Raw genomic sequence first — 16,399 nt, 5'->3', positions numbered from 1 at the left:
ATCGGTCGCGATCTGCCCGCCATTGGTCCAATGATGGATTGGACCGAGAGTTTAGGTTTTTCAATTGGTCAGAGGGTCACGCGTGCACAACGTGTGCACCGGGAGATCAGGAAAAATCTTGCGACATCCAACGTGAGCAAGCTTTCTGAAGTGAGCGGGGGCGGTCGCGGAAAGCGCCGCTTTTTGCCGTGCATTCGCGCAGCTAACGGCAACGCGGATGTCGTCAACGGCGACGTCGCTGGCGACAACGTGGGATAGTCAACAACACGACGGCGACGATCAATGATCCGGCGCTAGCGGCTACCAACCCTTGGGGCGGCGCAGCTGACTTCGTCCCTGTCGGGTCGCTCTGACGGCCTTTTGCAGGAAACGCGCAAAGATCGACGTCGCCGGGGTGACCGCGCGCCCGGATCGCATGATCAGATGTCGCGTGAGATCGCCGCCTCGAGAGGCTCGCTCGCGATGTAGAGCGCCCGCCCACGCATAAGTCTCACCGAACGGGCCAGAGCAGCAATTCAAGAAGCTACTAGGGATAATATATGATATATTGGAGTCCACCGGCCGTGCCGATGGCACGCTGACGCATACGAGCCCGGAAGGGATTAATGGCAAACACGATCGATTTCAGCTCGAAGGATTATTTGCCGGATCTGGATAGCGCGGCTGTTGTGCCCGGGCTCTCCGCGGCTGTTGATCTCCGCCGCGACGCCTGGGGCATACCGCATATCCGCGCCGCCTCCGCCACCGACGGTTTCGCTGGGCTCGGCTTCGCTCATGCGCAGGACCGGCTCTGGCAGATGGAAGCGCTGCTGCGTCGAGGTACCGGGCGCTATGCGGAGTGGGTCGGAAAGCCCGCCATTGCCGCTGATATCCTGGCGCGCCAGCTCAACACCACGGGTGCCTCGAAGCGCGATTTCACCCTGCTCAATGCCGAAACAAAGGCAATGCTTGAGGCCTATGCGCGCGGTGTTAATGCCTTCATCGCGCTTGGCACTTGGCCTGCGGAATACGCTCTTCTTGGCGCGAAGCCCTCGGCTTGGGAGCCGTGGCATTCGATGGCGGTTATGCGCCAGATCGGCTTCCTGATGGGGTCGGTGTGGTGGAAATTGTGGCGAGCGGCTGCACTGCCGATCGTCGGCGCCGGCGAAATCGGAAAGCTGCGTTTTGACGACGGCGGCGACGACATGTTGTGCATTCCGCCGGGTGCGGAAGGCGAGCGGTATCTCGCGGCCTTGGCCGACCTCAAGCCCGGACTGGAGGCGATGCTGGCCACCGGCAACTATCAGGCGGAAGCTGAAGTCGCCGGCGGCAGCAACAACTGGGTGCTGTCGTCGCAGCGCACCGCCACCGGTCGTCCGCTGTTGGCGGGCGATCCGCACCGCGTGCTGGAAATGCCGAGCATGTACTACCAGGCGCATCTGGCCTGCGGCGAGTTCGACGCCATCGGCCTTTCCGTGCCGGGCGCGCCAGGCTTTCCCAATTTCGGTCATAACGGCAAGGTGGCGTGGTGCGTCACCCATGCCTTTGTCGACATTCATGATCTCTATATCGAGCGCTTCGATGCTGCGGTCGAAAACACCGCCTTCAAGGGCGGCTGGTCGCCGGTCACTCATCGTGCGGAGACCATTTCTGTGCGCGGCGAGACTGATGTGGTGATCGACGTGGTGGAGACAATGCACGGTCCGGTCATAGTCGGCGACCCCAAGGCCGGCACCGCTTTAGTGCTGCGTTCCATGCAATTCGCAGAACCCGACACCTCGTTCGACTGCACATTGAAAGTGCTGCGTTCTAACACGGTCGAAGAGCTGTACGAGGCCGGCGCTGAATGGGGCCTGATGGATCACAATCTGGTCGCCGCCGATATCAAGGGTCAGATCGGTAACCGCGTTCGCGCCAAGGTGCCTGTGCGCCCGCGCGCCAATGGCTGGCTGCCTGTGCCGGGCTGGACCGGCGAGCACGAGTGGAAGGGGATAATCCCGTTCGCAGACATGCCGTGCACCATCGATCCGGTCGAGCAGGCCATCGTCACCGCGAACAACCGTGTGATCGAGAATGGTACTCATTATTTTTGCACCGACGCCATGCCGCCGCACCGCACGCGGCGGATCTGGCAGCGCCTCGCCGGGCTGACGAAAGCGACGGTGGAGGACATGGCGTCGATTCATCGCGATACGGTCAGCGTGGTGGCGATCGAGTTTCGCGACCGGATCCGCGACGTCGCAGTCACTGGAGAAGCTCTGGTCCTGCGCGACCGCATTCTCGACTGGGACGGCGCGATGGACGCACAGTCCAAGGCCGCGGTCGCCTATGTGGCCCTGCGCACCGCGCTGACCAAACTGGTCGCGGACGTAAGCGGCGTCCGTGCCGTGTCCGAGAGTCCGTACACCAAGGTGCCGCCGGGGATCTTTGGCGAGAGCCAGATATGGTGGACCGTGCCGCAGCTTTTGCGCGCGAACGATACCGGCCTGCTGAAGGGCGCCTCATGGGACGAGTTGCTGGCACAGGCGCTGGTTGACGCGGCGAGGGATTGCCCCGCGGAAGACTGGGCCGCGGTTCACCGGCCGATCCTGCGTCATCCGCTGTCGGCGATCTATCCGGAGTATGCCGCGTCGCTCGACAAGCCCTGCGGATTGCTCGGCGGCGACAATGATACGCCGTTCGCCACCGGCTACATTGCTCGGCTTGGCGCCAAGGCGACCTATGCGGCATTGTCGCGCTACGTGTTCGACGTCGGCGCCTGGGACAATTGCCAGTGGATCGTGTTCCACGGCGCGTCCGGCCATACGGCCAGCCCGAGCTACGACAACCAGAATGCCGCTTGGGCAGAAGGAAAAATGGTCCCGATGCTATATGACTGGAAGCAGATCGAGTCGTCGGCCACGTCGCATCAGCAATTGCGCCCGGCGTGACGGCCGGAGATGATTTGGTGGGCGACGGCTTGTGGACGAGTCGCGATTTACTTCCTGAGGCACGATGCTCAAAGGCCTGAAAGTCAGCAACCGGGATAACCTCACTTCGCGGGTCTATGACCAGATGCGGATCGGGTTGATGTCTGGCAATTTCTGGCCTGGCCAGCGCCTGCGGGTGCGTGAGGTGGCGGCGGCCATGCAGGTCAGCGACACGCCGGTGCGCGAGGCGATGATGCAGCTGGTCCGCGAAGGCGGACTGGAAATGCGGTCGGGCGCGACCATCAACGTCGTCAAGCTGTCGTGCGCGCGCTATCTCGAACTGCGCGAAATCCGCTTCCTGCTGGAAGGCATGGCGACCGAGAAGGCGACGCCGCGGATGACCCCGGCCATGATCGCGCAACTGGAGATCCTGCACGCGCAGCTGATCGAGGCTGAGCAGACGGCGGACTATGAAGCAGCGACGCTCACCAACTACCAGTTCCATTTTCTGGTGTACCGCGCCTCGGGCATCGAGGACTTGGTCTCGATTCTGGAAAGCATCTGGCTGCGGCACGGGCCGATGCTCAAGCTGTTGTATCCGCACGCGCCGCCCGCCTATCCGGTGCGGCACCAGCATTTGAATTTGATGGACGCGCTGCGCAGCAACGACGCGGCGCTGGCGCGTCATGCGATCCTCGCCGACATTATCGAGGGCGGCAAAGCGATGGTCGATCTGCTCGAGCAGATCGAAGACGGCCGTGCCGTCATGGTGGAGACCGCGCAGGGCGTCGTCGAATTGCAATTTAGCCAGCGCGCGGCGTCTTCGGGCAAAACAAGCGCAGCTTGAGCGTCTTTTCATCTGGTTCTGCCGCCAATGACGTCAGGGTAATGCTTGCCGCCAAGAATATATCATATATCCTCGTGCTGACGATGGAGCATGGTAGCTGATGACGAGTGACCTCCGCCCGATCGACAAGAGCCTTCGTGACCGCGCCAGCCGCGTCGTGCCCGGTGGCATGTATGGCCATATGCGCGCCAGCGGTCTCCCGGACGGCTATCCGCAGTTCTTCGCCCGCGGCGAGGGCTGCCATATCTGGGATGTGGACGGTCGCAAATACCTCGACTTCATGTGTAGCTGGGGCCCGATCGTGCTCGGGCACCATCATCCGGTGGTGGACGCTGCGGCGCGCAGGCAGATGGAGCAGGGCGACGTCCTCAACGGACCATCCGAGCGCATGGTCGAACTGGCGGAGCGCGTGGTTGGCCTCGTCACCCATGCCGACTGGGCACTATTTTCCAAGAACGGCACCGACGCCACAACCACCTGCGTGACGCTGGCGCGGGGAGCGACCGGCAAGCGCAAGGTGTTGCTGGCCAAGGGCGCCTATCACGGCGCCGTTCCGTGGTGCTCGCCGCATCCCTACGGCGTGATGTCCGAGGATCGTGCCCACATCCTGTATTTCGACTACAACGACGTGGCCAGCCTTGAGGCCGCGGTGACGCAGGCGGGCGATGATCTCGCGGCCATCGTGGTGTCGGCGTTCAAACATGACTACGGCCAGCATCAGGAATTGCCGGATCTGGCGTTCGCGCAGCGTGCACGGGCGTTGTGCGATGCCAACGATGCGGCTTTGATCCTCGATGACGTTCGCGCCGGCTTCCGGCTAACGCTGCATGGCAGTTGGGACCAGATCGGTGTGCAACCGGATCTCAGTGCCTGGAGCAAGGCGATCGCCAACGGTTACGCGCTTTCTGCAGTGATGGGCAACGACCGGTTTCGCGACGCGGCGGCGGCGCTGTTCGCGACCGGCTCGTTCTGGTGCGGTGCCGTCTCGATGGCCGCGTCACTGGCGACCCTGGATGTGCTGGAAGCGGAGAACGGCCCCGAGCACATGCGCGCGATGGGACAGCGGCTGCGCGACGGGATCGCCGAGCAGGCACGGCGCTACAATCTCGGCGTCCGCCAGAGCGGTCCGGTGCAGATGCCGACCATCCTGTTCGAGGACGATGCCGATTACGCCAGAGGCAACCGCTTCACCCAGGAGACGCTGAAGCGTGGCGTCTATATGCACCCCAAGCACAACATGTTTCTTTCCGTCGCCCATACCGCAGCGGATATCGATCATGCGTTGTCGGTGACCGACGATGCCTTCAAGATCGTGGCGGGGCTCTAGATTGCAGGCGTAAACGGAATTTGCGGCGAACACTCGGGAGCAGGCGAATGAAGCAGAAACTCGCTCGACGCGGCGTTGCAGTGGCCCTGGCCCTGGTCCTCGGAGTTTCACTCGGCGCCGCCAACGCGCAAACGCCCAAGAAGGGCGGCACGCTGGTCTATGCCAGCGTATCCGGTCCGGGCACGCTGGATCCCTATATGGCCTCCAGCGCTGTCGAGCTCGAAGTCATCAACAACATCTTCGAAGGCCTGGTGACGCTCGACAACGCCAACGCCACCAAACCGATGCTGGCGTCGAAAGCCACTGCCTCCGCCGATTTCAAGACCTACTCGTTCGAACTGCGAAAAGGGGTCAAATTTCACAACGGCCAGGAGATGACGTCGGCCGACGTCAAGGCGTCGTTCGAGCGCTACAAGCGCATCAGTCCCAACGCCAAGAATCTCGATGCCGTCGATCATTTCGACACGCCGGATCCCTACAGCTTCGTGATCGTGCTGAAGGAGCCCAATGTCGTGCTGCTCGACATCATCAAGTCGCCGATCTATCCGTTGATGATCCTGCCGGCGTCGCAGAAGGACAAGCCGGCCCGCGATATCGAGGTGATCGGAACTGGCCCCTACAAGCTCGGCGAATGGGTCAAGGACAGCCACCTCATCATCACCCGCTTTGACGACTACACCGCCGACACCAGCGCGCCGGGCCGCGACGGCTATGCCGGCCGCAAGACCGTCTATCTCGATGCGGTGCGCTACCGCTTCATGCCGGAGATCACGACGCGTATCGCCGCTTTGCAGAACGGCGAGGCGCAGCTGATCTCCAGCGTCCCGCCCGACCTCAGCGCCAAGATCACCGAGCGCAAGGATCTGGCGATCCGCGAGGTATTTCCGACACTCGGCAGCTACATCGTCGTCAATTCGCAGAAGGGCCTCACCGCGAATGTGCTGATTCGCCAGGCGATTGCCGCGGCGATCAATGTCGATGAGATCATCGAAGGCGCCGGTGGGCTCAACAAGCGCAATCCCTGGATGTCGTTTCCCGGCACGCCTTACTTCCTCGGTGATACCGCGCCCACCCCCTGGTACGACATCAAGAATCCGGCCAAGGCCAAGGAATTGCTGAATCAGGCCGGCTACAAGGGTGAAAAGATCATCATCGAGACCAACAGCAACTATCAGTGGATGCGCGACACCATGCTGATCGTCGCCGAGCAGCTGAAGGCCGCCGGCATGACCGTCGATGTTCAGGTCACCGACTGGACCACAAACGCGTCGCACATGCAGCAAGGCACCGGTGACTGGAACCTGTCGACCACGGCGTTCGGCCCCGATCACATTCTCGGGCCGCAGCAGTGGCGGCCGATGCTCTACACGTTCCCGCACATCACCGGCAACGACGTCATCGACAAGGCCTATGCCGAGTTCTTCCAGGGTCCGACGCTGGAAGCGCGACGCGCCAGCTGGCTGACGATCCAGAAAGAAGTGTTGGGTGGCGGCTATCTCGTCAAGATCGCGGATACCGGCCGGCTGAGCGGCTATTCGAGGAAACTGCAGGGCCAGAACGACTACGCCGGCATCCTGCAGCTATGGGACCTGTGGCTCAATTGATGCGTAGCATCGGCCGGCTCCCGATGATCGGTCGGAGGAGGTCGCTCTGATACGCATCATTTCCGTCAAATTCCTTCAGGCCGTGCCGGTCATCCTGATCATCTCGATCCTGGCGTTTCTGCTGCTTAGCCTGCTGCCTGGCGATCCGGCGATGATCATTGCCGGCGAACAGGCCTCGCCTGCGGCGATCGAACAGGTGCGACGGCAACTCGGTCTCGATCGCTCGTTCCTGGAGCAGCTCGGCATCTGGCTATTCAATCTGGCGCGCGGCAACTTTGGCTCATCGCTGATCCTCAACCAGAGCGTTTTATCGGCGGTGGGGGAACGCCTGCCGGTGACCTTATCGCTGGCGGCATTGTCCATCGGCTTTACGATTCCGGTGGGCGTATTTCTCGGATCTCTGGCGGCATATTACCGGCGCACCTGGATTGACTCCGCGGTGATGACCGTGGCGCTGCTCGGCGTTTCCATCCCGGCATTCTGGATTGCGATCCTCGGCGTGATCCTGTTCAGCGTGCAACTGGGCTGGGTACCCTCGAGCGGTTTTGCGCCGATCTCGCAGGGTCTCGGCGGGTGGTTCGCGTCCATGGCGCTGCCGGCGTTGACATTGTCGTTGTTCCAGATCGGCTTCCTCGCCCGCATGACCCGTTCAGCGATGCTCGATGTGCTCAGCCAGGACTACATCCGAACCGCACGCGCCAAGGGGCTCAGCGAGTGGCGCACCGTCGGCAAGCACGCCCTGCGCAATGCGCTGATCCTGATCATCACCGCCACCGGCATTCTGCTGAGTGCGGCTATCGGCGGTTCGGTGATCATCGAGCAGGTGTTCGCACTGCCGGGCATCGGCCGCATGGTGGTGCAGGCGATCATGGCACGTGATTATCCGCTGGTGCAGGGCACCATGCTCATTCTCGGCTTCACCTTCGTGATGATCAATCTGATCGTCGACATCCTCTACACTCTCGCCGATCCGCGTGTGCGCCATGACTGACGTCGGTATCGGAACTCGGGCGACGGCGGCAGCGATCGCCGCACCGCGCGGCTACGGCACGCTGCGCCGGCTGCTGCGGCATCGCTCGTTCCTGATCGGCTTCACCATCATCGCGCTGCTGGCGATTCTCGCCGTACTGGCTCCGCTGATTACGCCGATCGATCCTTCTGCGATGCGGGTGCGCCTCCGCTTCCGGCCCCCGCAGGCTGCGTTCTGGTTCGGCACCGACCAGTTCGGCCGCGATGTCTTCACTCGCGTATTGTACGGCGCGCGTATTTCGCTGTTCGTCGGCTTCGCGGTCTGCGTGGTCTCGGGCCTGTGCAGCGCCGTTCTTGGCGTGATCGCGGCGCAGCTGCGCCGGCTGGACAGCGCCATCATGCGGTTGATGGATGCGCTGATGTCGTTCCCCGCCATCCTGCTGGCGCTGGGTATCGCCGCGGCGCTGGGCCCGCGCGTCTCCAGTGTCATTATCGCTCTGACCGTTGCCTACATTCCCGCTGGCGTGCGCATTGTCCGCGCCGCCGCGCTGACCGTGCGCGAGATGGATTTCGTGCAGGCTGCGCAGGTGTCCGGCGCGTCGTCGCTGCGCATCGTGCTGCGCCACATCCTGCCGAACTGCCTCAGCCCGCTCTTGGTGCACCTCACCTTCATCTTCGCCTATGCGATGCTGGCAGAGGCGGCGCTCAGCTTTCTCGGCGTCGGCATCCAGCCGCCTATCGCCAGCTGGGGCAACATCATCGCCGAGGGCCGCGACTACGCCACCCAGGCCTGGTGGGTGATGTTGTTTCCCGGCATCGCTATCAGCCTCGCCGCGCTCAGCCTCAACTTGCTCGGCGACGCGTTGGGCGACATGCTCGACCCCCGCCTCAAGGGAGGCGAGTGATGGCCGCGCCGCTGCTCTCCATTCGCAATCTTACCGTCCAGTTTCGCGTCGATACCGGCTGGGTCACGGCCATCGACGACGTCTCGCTGGATGTTGGTGCCGGCGATTGCGTCGGCGTTGTCGGCGAATCCGGCAGCGGCAAGAGCGTCACCGCGCTGTCGGTCCTGCAGCTGCACGATCGCGTCAGCACGCGGATGCCGTCAGGCTCGATTCTGTACCAGGACGACGACCTGCTACGTGCCAAGGGTTCGACCATGCGGCGGATCCGCGGCAGCGAGATCGCGATGATCTTCCAGGACCCGATGTCGTCGCTCAATCCTGTGCTGACCATTGCAGACCAGATTTCCGAGACGTTGCGCCAGCATCAGGGCCTCACCGGCGCCGCCGCGCGTAGGCGCGTGGTCGAGCTGCTCGGCCTGGTGCGGATTCCCGACGCCGCGCGTCGCGCTGACGACTATCCGCACCGCTTGTCCGGCGGCATGCGGCAGCGCGTGATGATCGCCATGGCCATCGCCTGCAAGCCGCGGCTGCTGATCGCCGATGAGCCGACCACCGCGCTGGACGTCACCATCCAGGCGCAGATCCTCGAATTGCTGCGCGACCTGCGCCGCGAATTGGGCATGTCGGTGATGCTGATCTCCCACGATCTCGGCGTGATCGCCGAATTCGCCCAGCGCGTCGTGGTGATGTATGCCGGCCGCGTCGTCGAGGCCGCGCCGGTAACACAGCTTTTTCGCCGACCGGTACATCCCTACACCATGGGTCTGATCGCTGCGGTGCCTGCGCTCGACAGTGAGGCACCAAGGCTGACCACGATCGCAGGGCGCATTCCCGGCCCGCAGGAGATCATCCCCGGTTGCCGTTTCAGCCCGCGCTGTGCGCTGGTGCAGCCGAGCTGCCTCGACGAGCCGCCATCCATGCAGACGGTCGGTGACGGCCAGTCGGCGCGCTGCCCGCCGCGCATCCAGGTTCTGGGTGTGCGTCATGGTTGACCAGCCCATCGTTGAGGTCCGCGACCTTAGAAAGACCTTTTCCGTCAAGCATGCCGGCGGCGTCTCGACGCTGCACGCGTTGAGCGGTGTCAATTTCGAGATCATGCGCGGCGAGACCTTGGGGCTGGTCGGCGAATCCGGCTCCGGCAAGACCACCGCCGGCCGCATCCTGGTCGGGCTGGTCCCGGCCGGCAGCGGCAGCGTGCGCCTGTTCGGCCACGACATCACCGGCGCCGATGGCAAGGCGCAGCTTGCAAAGGTGCGCGCGCGGCTCCAATTCGTGTTTCAGGATCCTTATGCTTCGCTCAATCCGCGAATGCGGATCGGCAGCGCTATCGCCGAGCCGCTGGATATCGCTGGCGGGTGGTCGCGAAAGGATCGCAATGGTCGCGTCGCCGAACTGCTCGATCTGGTCGGGTTGCCCAAGACCAGCATCGATCGCTATCCGCACGAGTTCTCAGGCGGCCAACGCCAGCGCATCGTCATCGCCCGCGCGTTGGCGCTCAATCCGCAGTTTGTGGTCTGCGACGAGCCGGTGTCTGCGCTCGACGTCTCCATGCAAGCCCAGGTTGTCAACCTGCTGCTTGATCTGCAGGACCGGCTCGGCCTGAGCTATTTGTTTATCGCGCATGATCTCGCGGTGGTTCGGGCAGTATCAACGCGGGTTGCGGTGATGTATGCCGGTTCAATTGTCGAGACGGCGCCGAAATCGCAGATCTACAGCGATCCGCAGCATCCCTATTCGCGCGCGCTGCTCGACGCGGTGCCGCGCGCTGATCCGAACTATGTCAGACATCCGGTGGTGTCAGGCGAAGTGCCGAGCCTGCTCGATCCACCGCCGGGCTGCTGCTTTCATCCGCGCTGCCCGTTCGCATTCGAGCGGTGCCGGGTCGAGGTGCCAATCCTCAGGGAATCCGGGCCTGATCGGCGTGTCGCCTGTCATCTCTTCACATGACAGCAGTGAATCCGAAATGTCGAACACGGAGAAGCCGGGCAATCGATGCCGATCCAGCGATCGCCATTTCGCTTCGTCTTAGAAAGATCAATCGAGGGAGGGCGCAAAACGGGTCTTAGCTGGGACCACGGGGCTCGCAACCAAAATCGGTTCAACTCGCTTGGCTGTCGCTCGTTGGCAAGCAGTTTCAATACGGTTTGCCGGGTCGTCGCGTCGGTCGTCTCAGGCAATAGTTTGCGGTAGTGAACCAGATCTTGTTCGTGGACATACCAATCCAGTTCGTAGGTTTGAGGCAGCTGCGCTACCGAACTCTCAGTCACCGAAGATGTGACAGGTGGGCCGGCAATCGAGTCAGTATGCGCTTTCGAGATCCGGACATTCTGATCACTATTGCTCATGCCGTCCGAAATAATGTCGCAACGAACGCGATCGATGTTGGAACTGTTCGTGTATTGGCGACTTGTAGCGCGCTAGGCCAAAGCGGCACCAAATCTGACGAGTGGAGATCTACATGCGGCGGTTGACGTATTGTGTCCTGCCGGTGAAACCAGGGAGATCATGAGTGCGAGCACATCAAGTAATGACAACAAAAGTGATTACGGTGGGTGCCGCTGACTCCGTCGTTGATGCCGCCAACATCATGCTGCAGAACCATGTGAGTGGGCTCCCTGTGATCGGCGAGGCGGGGAAATTGGTCGGGATCGTCTCGCAAGGCGATTTTATCCGCCGCGCAGAGATCGGGACCCAGCGAAAGCGTGGCCGGTGGCTGAAATTCCTGCTTGGTCCGAGCAAGGCGGCCGCCGACTTCGTCCGTGAAAGTGGACACAAGGTTGGTGAGATCATGACACTTGATCCCTTTACCGTGTCAGAGGACGCGACGCTCGAAGATGTCGTGCAGCGGATGGAACACCACAACGTCAAGCGGCTGCCGGTTATGCGTGGAGATCGGCTTGTCGGCATCGTAACGCGCTCGAATCTGCTTCAGGCCGTTGCCGAACTGGCGCGTGAAGTGCCCGATCCGACCGCCGACGATGATCACATTCGGCACCATATCATTGCATCTATCGAGAAGGCCGAATGGGGGCCATTCGGGCTCGGCGTCATCGTGCGCAACGGCAATGTTCATCTTAGCGGGATTATTACCAATGAGAGTTCCCGCCAGGCTGCGATTGTAGCTGCGGAGAACGTTTCGGGAGTCACGAAAGTTCACGACCACCTTTGCTGGGTCGAGCCCATGTCGGGAATGTACCTGAACTCTCCGGAGGATGAGGCGTTGTTGAGGGCAAATTGAGTTGATCTCGACTTCGCGCGGCATTCGGACCGTTATGTTCGCATGATCGGCAGAAAAGGGACCCATTCCATGACCGAACATCATTATCATGCGGCGATCTGGATCGATCACCGTGAAGCGCGCGTGTTTCATTTCAGCCCGACCGATGTCGACACACTCGTCCTGCACCCGGACAATCCCACACAACATATCCATCACAAGGCAAATTCCATCGGCACCGGGCACGCATCGACGAGCCCTGACTACCTTCGTGCTGTCGCTGAATCGGTCTCCGACGCCGGCGCCGTTCTCATCACCGGGCCCGCGAACGCAAAGACCGAGTTGGTGGAGTACATTCGCCTGCATGAGCCCAAGCTCATGAAGGTGATCGCTGGCGTGGAAGCGGTCGACCATCCGACAGACGCGCAACTCGTTGCCTATGCCAGGAAATACCTCACCGCGACGGACCGGATGGTGCCGTAGCCGACCAATCTTCGGTCGGCGTGAAAAGCAGAAAACTGATAAAAATTGCCGGCCAGGCTGGATAATGAATTGACCTTGACCGCTCGCCCTTATCCGTCGCAATGGGAGCGACATATCGTCCTCGAAGAAAGCTGGCGCATATTTGTCCGGCCGATCAGGCCGGATGACGAGGACTTGATCCGCGATCTTCTCGTCCACGTGAACAAGCAAGATTTGCGGCTTCGCTTCTTCGATTCCATCAGGGAATTCTCGCACCAATTCATCGCCAGAATGACCGAACTCGATTACGCTCGCGCGATGGCGTTTATCGCTATCGATGAAGCCAGCAATGAGACGCTTGGCGTCGTGCAGCTCTACACCGATGCGACCCATGAGACCGGTGAATACGCGATCGTGCTGCGGTCGGATCTCAAGGGCAGGGGATTGGGCTGGTCCCTGATGCAGCTAATCATCGAGTACGCCAAATCGGAAAGCTTGAAGCGGATATCCGGCCAAATTCTCCAGGAAAATGCGGTCATGCTGAAAATGTGTCGGGAATTGGGATTTGAGATCAAGACGGATGCCGAGGATCGCGGCTTGTGCGATGTCACGCTCACGCTCGAAAGCCGTTAGCTAACAGGCGATAATGCCCATGTATGACGAGCGATTTGCTCGTCTTCCTGCGACGGGAGGATATTCACCAGGACTCGCGATGCCGTCGATTCCACGGTTTCGCCGATGCGGATACCGCACCAAGATAGGCCGGCGCAGATCTCCGCCCGTACCTCGCTGTCATTTTCACCGATGCCGCCCGTAAATACGATCATGTCAGCTCCACCCAGAGTGGCCATCATGGCGGCTATCTGTTTGCGGACGGAATAGCAGAACATGTCGATCGCCAATCGTGCGTCGGGACTGGTCGATGCTGCGTCATGCAGGCGCCGCATGTCGCTGCTGATCCCGGAAATGCCGATCAGTCCCGATCGGTGATCGATCATCTCCTCCAGCGCGACTGCGTCGTACTTCTTCTCGCGCATCAGATAGACGAGGATCCCCGGGTCCAGATCGCCGGTCCGGGTGCCCATGATGATCCCGCCGCTAGGGGTCAATCCCATGCTGGTATCGACTGACTTGCCGTCCTTCACTGCGGTGACGCTGGCACCATTGCCGAGGTGGGCAATAATGAGACGGTCGGGGAGGTTGGTGCCAAGTTGATGCACGATCGACTCGCAGGAAAGTCCGTGAAAGCCGTAGCGTTCGATGCCTTCCGCCCGAAGCGCTTGGGGGATCGGGAGTAGGCGGGCGACATCGGGCATTCCGGCGTGAAATGTGGTGTCGAAACATGCCATTTGCGGGAGACCCGGAAAGTGCTCTTGCGCGAAGCGGATGACCGACAGGGCGGCCGGGATATGCAGGGGCGCAAACGCGGAAGCGGAGTCCAACTTCTGCATGACCTGTTCGTCGATCACGCAATGCTGCCGAAGCCCTGGTCCGCCATGGACGATGCGGTGCCCGATAGCTGCCGGCGTTGGCGTTTGCGAGGCTTCGAGAAGCGTTCCGATGCGGATAATCGCGTCGCGCTGGCTGGGAATGGGGGCGGTATCGCAGGTCAGCGCACCGCCCTGCGAATTCCGCACGTGAAATTTGCCGCCTGGCTCGCCGATCGACTCCGCCACGCCTGATAGCAGCGCCCCCGTGCGTGAGGCGCTAACCCGGTACAGGCCGAACTTCAGCGAAGAGGAGCCGCTGTTCAGGGCCAGGATAGTGAGTTCGGACCGGGTATTCGTCACCGCGCCTCCGGGACCGATCGTGCTCACGCCTGCCAACACCAGTCGCGGATCTCTGGCATGTCGTCTCCGTGTTCGCTGATGTAGAGTTTGTGACGTTCCATCGATGTCCAGTAGCGCTCTGTCGCCTTTTTCACCTGGTCGCTGAACCTTGGGATGCGCCGGATGGCGTCTAATGCGAGCTGATAGCGGTCGAGATTATTCAGCACGACCATATCGAACGGTGTTGTGGTGGTGCCCTCATCCCGGAAGCCGCGAACGTGAATGTTGTCGTGATTATGCCGCCGGTAGGTCAGCTTGTGAATCAGCGCAGGATAGCCATGAAAGGCGAAGATGACCGGCTTGTCGGTCGTGAACAGGTCGTCGAAATCACGATCTTCAAGCCCGTGCGGGTGGGCGGACTGCGGCTCCAACACCATCAAATCGACCACGTTGACGACGCGAATTCGAATGTCCGGAACATATTCGCGCAAGAGGGTTACAGCAGCCATTGTTTCCAGGGTCGGCACATCCCCGGCACAGGCCATCACCACATCCGGATCGCCACCCTCATTGCTGGCCCAGTGCCAGATTCCAGCACCGGCCGTGCAATGGCGCGTTGCGGAATCGATATCGAGCCACTGCCACTCCGGCTGTTTGCCGGCGACGATCAGATTGATGTAGTTGCGGCTGCGCAGACAATGATCGGCCACCGACAGCAGGCAGTTGGCGTCCGGCGGCAAATAGATGCGGACCACATCGGCCTTCTTGTTGGCGACGTGATCCATGAAGCCGGGGTCTTGATGTGAGAAGCCGTTGTGATCCTGCCGCCAGACATGCGACGTCAGCAGATAATTGAGCGAGGCGATCGGCCTGCGCCACGGTATTTGCTTGCTGACCTTGAGCCATTTCGCATGCTGATTGAACATGGAATCGATAATGTGGATGAAGGCCTCATAGCACGAGAACAGGCCATGACGTCCGGTGAGCAGATACCCCTCGAGCCAGCCTTCGCACATATGCTCGCTCAGCATTTCCATGACGCGGCCATCGGTGCTGAGATCGATATCGACCGCCTCCACGTCAGCCATCCACTCTTTCCCGGAGACTTCGTAAACAGCTTCCAGTCTGTTCGATGCGGTCTCGTCCGGACCAAACAGCCGGAAATTCTGCTTGCCGAGGCTGAGCTTCATCACGTCGCGCAGGAATGTTCCGAGCACGCGCGTTGCTTCGGCTCTCACGCTGCCGGGCAGAGGCACCGCCACGGCGTAGTCGTGGAAGTGGGGCATCGATAACGGCTGGAGTAATTCGCCGCCATTGGCATGCGGGTTGGAGCCCATGCGGCGATGACCGGTCGGCGCCAGGTCAGCGAACTCCTCGCGGAATTTTCCGTGCTCGTCGAACAACTCCTGTGGCCGATAACTCCTCATCCAGTCTTCGAGTTGCTTCAAATGTTCAGGCGCTTTGAAGTCAGCGACTGGAACCTGATGGGCCCGCCACGTACCCTCGACCGGTTTGCCGTCGACGAATTTCGGCCCGGTCCAACCCTTGGGCGTGCGAAAGACGATCATTGGCCAGCGTGGGCGCTCCAGGCGAGTTTCCCTCCCAGGGGTACGGGCCGCGCTCTGGATATCCCGAATCTGGAGCAGAACCCGGTCGAGCGTTCCCGCAAGGCCTTGGTGCACCAAGGCGGGATCGTCACCTTCGACGAAATGCGGGTCGTAGCCGTAGCCACGCACTAGCTCGGTCAGCTCTTGCCGGCTAATGCGGGCCAGCACGGTCGGGTTGGCGATCTTGAACCCGTTCAGATGAAGGATCGGAAGCACCGCGCCATCGCGGGCGGGATTGAGGAATTTGTTGGAGTGCCAACTGGTCGCGAGAGCACCGGTTTCGGCTTCCCCGTCGCCGACAATGCAACTGACGATCAGATCGGGGTTGTCGAAGGCTGCGCCATAGGCGTGGGCCAACGAATAGCCGAGTTCGCCACCTTCATGAATCGAGCCGGGCGTTTCCGGCGAGACGTGGCTGGGAATTCCATATGGCCAGGAGAATTGCCGAAACAACCGTTGCAGTCCGTTGCGACTGCGCTCGATGGCTGGATACCGCTCCGTGTATGAACCTTCGAGATAGCTGTGCGCGACGATGCCGGGACCGCCGTGGCCCGGACCGATCACGTAGATCATATTCAGATCATTGTCTTTGATCAGGCGGTTCAGATGCACGTACAGGAAATTCAGTCCGGTCGTGGTTCCCCAATGCCCGAGCAAGCGAGGCTTGATATGTTCGAGCTTGAGGGGCGTTTCCAGCAGCGGATTATCCTGCAGGTAGATTTGACCGACGGAAAGATAATTCGCCGCGCGCCAGTAGGCGTGCATTTTGCGAAGCAGTTCGGGTGACAATGGATCCGAAATTAC

General features: G+C 61.4%; 12 protein-coding genes and 1 pseudogene. 11 read left to right on the top strand and 2 right to left on the bottom strand.

All coding sequences use genetic code 11. The annotated features are described in order from the left end of the window. Positions 1-605 precede the first annotated feature (605 nt). The 11 genes and pseudogenes from UP09_RS36590 to UP09_RS08240 form a co-directional block, all read left to right on the top strand. Entirely contained in the window at positions 606-2,909 is a 2,304-nt protein-coding gene (locus UP09_RS36590; protein WP_082070047.1) for a penicillin acylase family protein, read from the top strand. A 64-nt stretch (positions 2,910-2,973) separates the two neighbouring features. Next, complete coding sequence (locus UP09_RS08285; protein ID WP_044537597.1) at positions 2,974-3,735, top strand: GntR family transcriptional regulator; 762 nt, start codon at positions 2,974-2,976, stop codon at positions 3,733-3,735. A 100-nt stretch (positions 3,736-3,835) separates the two neighbouring features. After that, the gene (locus UP09_RS08280; protein ID WP_044537596.1) at positions 3,836-5,062 is read left to right on the top strand and encodes an aminotransferase class III-fold pyridoxal phosphate-dependent enzyme; all 1,227 of its coding nucleotides are present in this window, start codon (positions 3,836-3,838) and stop codon (positions 5,060-5,062) included. Positions 5,063-5,109: 47 nt separating this feature from the next. After that, positions 5,110-6,666 (top strand): ABC transporter substrate-binding protein, encoded by a 1,557-nt coding sequence (locus UP09_RS08275; protein ID WP_052833019.1) that lies wholly within the window; start codon positions 5,110-5,112, stop codon positions 6,664-6,666. 46 nt (positions 6,667-6,712) lie between these two features. Then, positions 6,713-7,657, top strand: coding sequence for an ABC transporter permease (locus UP09_RS08270; RefSeq protein ID WP_283805999.1), 945 nt, complete (start codon positions 6,713-6,715; stop codon positions 7,655-7,657). Continuing rightward, on the top strand, positions 7,650-8,540 hold the full coding sequence (locus UP09_RS08265; RefSeq protein WP_052833018.1) for an ABC transporter permease: 891 nt from the start codon (positions 7,650-7,652) through the stop codon (positions 8,538-8,540). The genes UP09_RS08270 and UP09_RS08265 overlap by 8 nt, the downstream gene beginning before the upstream one ends. Then, the gene (locus tag UP09_RS08260; RefSeq protein WP_044537595.1) at positions 8,540-9,532 is read left to right on the top strand and encodes an ABC transporter ATP-binding protein; all 993 of its coding nucleotides are present in this window, start codon (positions 8,540-8,542) and stop codon (positions 9,530-9,532) included. Before UP09_RS08265 ends, UP09_RS08260 begins: the two co-directional genes overlap by 1 nt. Continuing rightward, a complete protein-coding gene (locus UP09_RS08255; RefSeq protein ID WP_082070046.1) occupies positions 9,525-10,487 on the top strand; it encodes an ABC transporter ATP-binding protein in 963 nt (320 codons plus the stop codon). The genes UP09_RS08260 and UP09_RS08255 overlap by 8 nt, the downstream gene beginning before the upstream one ends. 562 nt (positions 10,488-11,049) lie before the next feature. Beyond that, the gene (locus UP09_RS08250; protein ID WP_044537593.1) at positions 11,050-11,778 is read left to right on the top strand and encodes a CBS domain-containing protein; all 729 of its coding nucleotides are present in this window, start codon (positions 11,050-11,052) and stop codon (positions 11,776-11,778) included. 69 nt (positions 11,779-11,847) lie between these two features. Then, a complete protein-coding gene (locus UP09_RS08245; RefSeq protein ID WP_044537695.1) occupies positions 11,848-12,240 on the top strand; it encodes a translational machinery protein in 393 nt (130 codons plus the stop codon). 84 nt (positions 12,241-12,324) lie between these two features. After that, positions 12,325-12,852 (top strand): annotated as a pseudogene (locus UP09_RS08240) (GNAT family N-acetyltransferase); the annotation flags it as partial. Here UP09_RS08240 and UP09_RS08235 read toward each other — a convergent pair. Together UP09_RS08235 and UP09_RS08230 are read right to left on the bottom strand one after the other, a co-directional pair. Then, positions 12,849-14,036 carry an acetate/propionate family kinase gene (locus tag UP09_RS08235; RefSeq protein ID WP_197082638.1) on the bottom strand — a complete coding sequence of 396 codons (1,188 nt, stop codon included), beginning with the start codon at positions 14,034-14,036 and terminating at the stop codon, positions 12,849-12,851. The pseudogene UP09_RS08240 and the gene UP09_RS08235 sit on opposite strands and share 4 nt — an antisense overlap. After that, positions 14,033-16,396 (bottom strand): phosphoketolase family protein, encoded by a 2,364-nt coding sequence (locus tag UP09_RS08230; protein WP_197082647.1) that lies wholly within the window; start codon positions 16,394-16,396, stop codon positions 14,033-14,035. Before UP09_RS08230 ends, UP09_RS08235 begins: the two co-directional genes overlap by 4 nt. Between the last annotated feature and the right edge of the window lie 3 nt (positions 16,397-16,399).

The sequence above is a fragment of the Bradyrhizobium sp. LTSP885 genome, from assembly GCF_000938305.1.
GTDB lineage: Bacteria > Pseudomonadota > Alphaproteobacteria > Rhizobiales > Xanthobacteraceae > Bradyrhizobium.
This window is presented reverse-complemented; position numbering and strand designations above follow the sequence as displayed.